The sequence below is a fragment of the Priestia sp. P5_B4 genome, from assembly GCF_056400385.1.
Genome location: NZ_JBFULJ010000232.1, coordinates 1 through 5,210 on the forward strand (window position 1 = coordinate 1; position 5,210 = coordinate 5,210).

Annotated in this window: 7 protein-coding genes; 4 read left to right on the forward strand and 3 right to left on the reverse strand. The window is 37.6% G+C overall.

The annotated features are described in order from the left end of the window. Positions 1-241 precede the first annotated feature (241 nt). The 4 genes from AC1DRF_RS16175 (at position 242) to spoVIF (ending at position 1,260) form a co-directional block, all read left to right on the forward strand. On the forward strand, positions 242-418 hold the full coding sequence (locus AC1DRF_RS16175) for a hypothetical protein (protein ID WP_164797097.1): 177 nt from the start codon (positions 242-244) through the stop codon (positions 416-418). A gap of 61 nt (positions 419-479) precedes the next feature. Further along, positions 480-659: a hypothetical protein gene (locus tag AC1DRF_RS16180; RefSeq protein WP_427075724.1), complete on the forward strand. Its 180-nt coding sequence runs from the start codon at positions 480-482 to the stop codon at positions 657-659. An 87-nt stretch (positions 660-746) separates the two neighbouring features. Further along, positions 747-869, forward strand: coding sequence for a YjcZ family sporulation protein (locus tag AC1DRF_RS16185; protein ID WP_013055448.1), 123 nt, complete (start codon positions 747-749; stop codon positions 867-869). Between the two features lie 133 nt (positions 870-1,002). Further along, positions 1,003-1,260, forward strand: coding sequence for a sporulation-specific transcription regulator SpoVIF (gene spoVIF / locus AC1DRF_RS16190; protein WP_013055449.1), 258 nt, complete (start codon positions 1,003-1,005; stop codon positions 1,258-1,260). Between the two features lie 47 nt (positions 1,261-1,307). On the opposite strand, the gene AC1DRF_RS16195 is transcribed toward spoVIF, so the two are convergent. From AC1DRF_RS16195 to AC1DRF_RS16205, 3 genes are all read right to left on the reverse strand, one after another. Then, positions 1,308-1,439, reverse strand: coding sequence for a hypothetical protein (locus AC1DRF_RS16195; protein WP_427075723.1), 132 nt, complete (start codon positions 1,437-1,439; stop codon positions 1,308-1,310). Beyond that, positions 1,430-2,095: a M48 family metallopeptidase gene (locus tag AC1DRF_RS16200; RefSeq protein WP_477741143.1), complete on the reverse strand. Its 666-nt coding sequence runs from the start codon at positions 2,093-2,095 to the stop codon at positions 1,430-1,432. The genes AC1DRF_RS16195 and AC1DRF_RS16200 overlap by 10 nt, the downstream gene beginning before the upstream one ends. A gap of 403 nt (positions 2,096-2,498) precedes the next feature. After that, positions 2,499-4,817: an ATP-dependent helicase gene (locus AC1DRF_RS16205; protein WP_477741144.1), complete on the reverse strand. Its 2,319-nt coding sequence runs from the start codon at positions 4,815-4,817 to the stop codon at positions 2,499-2,501. Between the last annotated feature and the right edge of the window lie 393 nt (positions 4,818-5,210).

The following is a 5,210-nucleotide window of genomic DNA, read 5'->3' on the forward strand; positions in this document are numbered from 1 at the left end:
AAATCGAACAGTCCATTGTACAGTACAATCATGAAGCACAAGGAACCATTCAAGAGCTGCAAAAACGGCTGCGTGAAGTGACAGAGCAAAAGGGAGGAGAGAGATCAAGAGTGAAAAAGTCAAAAAACAGCACGGATTTATTTTTGTCCATGCAGCGCAAAATGGACAAATAAGATAGAACGTCTTTCTTTAGTCCTGAATATAATGTTATAGATAGGATGCTGTGAAAAGGAGGCAAAACATGATGTATTATCATTATAATTATAATCCTAATCAATACCCTCAGCCCCTGCCTTATCATCCACAACCAATGACAAAACAATCAGTGAAGAAAGGGCAGTCTATTCCTAAGCCAGTCCAGTACCCTTCTCCAAAACAAGGTGGTTGCGGCTGTGGTTCAAAGTTACCAAAGCGATAAGTAATAGAAGCATTGTCACTCGGACAATGCTTTTTTACATAGGGTGGAGAGAGGTGTAGAGATGCCGGATTTTTTCGATGAATTTGAACGTTTTTTTGAACAGCATATGATGGGAGAACATCGAAAGAGAATGAACGAAGTAGAAAAAGCAGAAAAGCAGATGGAACAGAAAGAGAGGAAACTGCAGCAAAATGTAAAAAGACTTGATGAGCAAGATGCTGAAGATCCTTTTGGACAATGAAATTTAATGTACACAGTTGAAAAGCCCATACAAAATCATTTGAGTGAACATACAGTATAGAGAGTAAAACAGAGGGGGTGTAATATTATGGGCTGCGGATTTGGCTACGGTGGTTGTGGTTACGGTGGTGGCTACGGCGGTGGTTTTGCGTTAATCGTTGTATTATTCATTCTATTAATTATTGTTGGTTGTGTTTGTTTTTACAATTAATCCCTTCTATGAATAAGGCACCGAAAAGTGCGGGTGAAGTTTCACTCGCACTTTATTTTTTTATTAAATGTAAAGGGCACCATCTAGGCACATTGTGCATACGATGAAGTATAAATAAAGGAGGTCATGCAAAATGGATAATAATATGTTTAAAAATATAGAAAAGAAAACAGGCGTTAATATGAAGGATATTTTTGAACTTGCGAATTCTGTACAAAATGCTAATTTTAAAGATGAGCAAACGGTGCGTAATATTGTGAAGCGAGTAGCACAAATTGCGAATAAGCCAATTTCAAAACAAAAAGAAGAACAAATTGTTAAGGCGATTGCAAACAATAATCAATCCATTGATTTTGCGACCATCGCTAAAATGCTAAATGAGAAAAAATAATTTAATATTTTTATATAAAGCCCTGACGTGTCAGGGCTTTTTTCTATTTATGCAATTTCATTTGTTTGAAATGCGTTAGGATCAAGATCAAACAGTTCCGGATGCTGTGCTAAGTAATTAATTTCTTTAATACGATGAGCGAGAGGGGGGTGAGTTGAAGTAGCTTGAGTCAACCACATAAAAAACCTTTTTCCTGTGAGTGCGTATGAACAAATTCCTCTTGATTTACTTTTTTATTTAGACAATGACCAACCGCAAGTATAGTGAGTACTTGAGTGGCAGCTTTTGCATCCCCAATCGCAACGGAAGCTATGCGATCACACGTATATTCACAGGCCCTAGAGTAAGCTTTTCCTAAAAAAGGAACCCAAAGAGCAGGTAGAATAAGTGAGTGGTAGAGTGTATGTTTACGTTTGATATGAACTAATTCGTGGGCAATAATAAAAGAAAGTTCTTTTTCTTGATTATCTTCAATCATTTCAACAATGTCGGAGTATAAAACGACAAAGTGACGTCCAAAAAAACGTGTAGCAAACGCGTTTAACAAGCCGCCTGATTGAACAATATAAATATCGGGCAGCTCTAAATCCAGCTCTGAAGATAAATGTTTTGCCTGATGATAAGTGTGCGGGAACTGCTTCTCTGTCAATCTAACTCCATTATTGCGAATTTGAGCAATAGAGAAACCGTGGAGTATAAATGTAATTAAAAAACCGATTACAAGATAAATAATACCAACGAGTGAAATAATTAAAAAGAAATAGGTTAATAAGCTGATAACCATACACAGAATGAAAAAAATCTTTTCATTTTCATGAATAAGCTTTGCATTCAATAATGGAGCCCCCTAAAATATAGTAGTACAGTACATAACGTAGTGTAACGCATCCACTTATGAATATCTACCTCTTAGTGGAATATTTGGTTAATAATAGATGGCGAGAATATCGGTTATGGACGCTAGCTTGAAGTAAGATAAAGAGGTTGAAACATAACTACAGGAATCCAATTTAAAGACCAACAATCTGGATACATGATCTGGACTGCTTCCTCGACCACTGCTGCTTTCTGCGGGGGCTCATCTGTCCCCGCAGGAGTCTTCGCCTTGTCCTCCAACCAACAGCTAGAAGCACCTGCGTTCACCGCGATTATAAAAAACACGAACTATTTATCCGTTTATGATAGATAGTTCGTGTTGCAATTTAATGAAACTACTTTTGTCCCAGCCTGTTTTTCCTTTACACTTTTTTTATAAACGGCTTCAGGAATCTTGAAGGATAAGCGGTTTTACCTCTTCTAGTTTGCGGAACAGATAAGTAAAGTGAATTCTGTGCACGCGTCATGGCTACATATAAAAGGCGGCGTTCTTCTTGAAGCGGCACATCATCTCCGCCTCGATAAGCTTCGAGTGCATAATCATGAGGCAATCCGCCATCTACGCTGCTCAGTACGTATACATGCTTATATTCAAGACCCTTTGCTCGATGAATTGTGGTTAGCTGAATACTTTCATTAAATTGCTTGCTTAAAGCTTTCATCTCTGTGTTCATGGCAATCATATGATCCACATGCTCTAACAGTTCAGGTACGGTTTTAAATTTACGTGCTACAACTTTTAAATCCCGCACGTCATCCGAACCTTTTTCCATCATATTTCCTTCATTTCCGCGTTTTTTGACAAAATCATCGAATCCCATATCTTTAGAAATCGTCTCAAGTGCCAAAGAAGGAGACATTGATTTTAGCGACTTGAATAAAGGAATTACTTTCTTGAGCTTTTTTTGCTGAAACGGTTTTAAATCTTGAAGATATTCAAGTGCATCAATAAATGTACCATCATGAAGAATACTTGCTGCTTTTAAGTCATTGACTGCTGTTTTCTTTAAAAAGAGTGCGTTTACTAAATCTTGTAGCGAACTTGCTTCATTTGGATTCACGCTCAAGCGTAGAAATGAAAGTAAACTTCGAACCATTCGTCTTTTATAAAAAGAATCCGCATCTTGTTCGATTGAAAATGGCAGGTTTGACTGCGATAAACGTTCAAAGATGGCGCGTGAAGAAGCGTGAGTTCGGTACAAGACCGCGAATTCAGTTGGAGAAGCCCCTTGCTTAATTTTTTCTTTCATATCCGTTACAATCATTGTTGCTTCTTCTTCTTCGTCGTATGGAAAGAAGAATGTAGGTCGCAACTCATTATCAAACTGGGCAGCCATTTCTTTTTGTCGGCGCGCTGTATTTCGTGCAATGACTTTATTCGCAGAAGAAACGATGGCATGAGCTGAACGATAATTTTGGTTTAACGTAATAACAGTTGTATTAGCAAAATCTTTTTCAAAGTTTAAAATGAACGAAGGGTCGCTTCCGCGGAAAGCGTAAATTGATTGATCATCATCTCCTACGACACACAAGTTTTTAGAGTCTTCACTTAGCATTTTCATAATTTTATATTGAACTTTATTGATATCTTGAAATTCGTCAATTAAAAAATAGCGAAACCTTTTTTGATAACGAGTTAGTAAATCGGGATTTTGTTTTAGCATTTCATAACATCCATACAGCATGTCATCAAAATCGAATAGCTGTTTTTGCTTTTTGACTTCTTCATAACGACGATATAAAAAGTGCACATCTTGTTCCCATTTGTCCTTTGGGCGAACATCTTTCACGCCAACAAGCGTGTTTTTCCAATAGCCGATTTGCTGAAGTGCCTGATCAAACGGAAAATCTTTTTCATCCACGTGGAGCTCTCTTGCTGCTTCTTTCACAATCTGTTCTTTTTGCCAATCCCATTTTAGCAGGCGGTCCATTTGCCACGCTTGAGGATTATGATGAACAATCATACGTAAGAAAATGCTGTGAAAAGTTCCAACTAGCATTTGACGAAGATGTAAGCCGGACATCTTTGGGTATGTAGCCAATCGTTCTTTCATTTCTTTAGCTGATTTAGCCGTGAAAGTCACCAGCATAATGGATTTTGGATCAATTTGTTTTTCTTGTATCATATATGCGGTGCGAGCTGTTAATACACGCGTTTTTCCGCTGCCTGCACCAGCTAGAATAAGGAGCGGTCCTTCTGAATGTGTAACAGCTTTCCATTGGTTCGAATCTAATTCAATACCGCTCTCTTTAAATTCATTTAAATAAGGAGAGTCAGAGTGTTTAGGAACAGCTGGTTTTAAGCGAAAAGCAGGAACACTTGAAAAAGGTGCGGAAGACCTCCATGTTGCTTTCTCTTTTACAGTTGAACTTTTCTCGCCAATAGCTCGTCCTTTAGGAATACGAAATCCATTGGTTTCTCTGTATTCAGCCGGAGTTTCTTTTATTTGTTGCACAGCTGTTGTTTCTGATAGTATGTCTGAACACTCTTCTCTTTCATGGGGAACTTGAGCATGATAAAAGTAAGGAGAATGCTCAATCCCCAGATATAATTTAACTGGTTCTCCGCAGTGAGCACACGTTATTTCTCCTCGGAGACTAGCTTCATATAAATATTGAAATCGGTCTCTAGCCGTTATAGCAAGATTAAGTATCTGATTTTGATAAAGTGCACGTTGCAAAAAACATGGCCTCCTTTTTAAAACATGAATAATCAATAGTAAATAAGAGGGAGTTAAAGCAAGAAGCCGCTCTCGTTCTACATCGATATAGATGTGTGTATACGCACAGTTTTTGTTTTATAGTCAAAGTCTATCATATCAAAATCACCTTTTTTTAAAAAGAGCACGGATATTTTTGGAGGGATAGGATGTAAAAAAGGGTATATATTGAATAAGACATCACATATGTTCAAAAAAGGCGGTATAGATACAAGGTGCCATCTGTTTTGAGCAAGTCTAAAGTAGAGGATTTAAGTAAGCTGTTTCAATGTCGATACTTCTTGAGAAAAATACTGAGGTCTGGGAGTAGAAGGTATCTTGAAAAAGAGGAGGGTTCATATGGGATATATACTG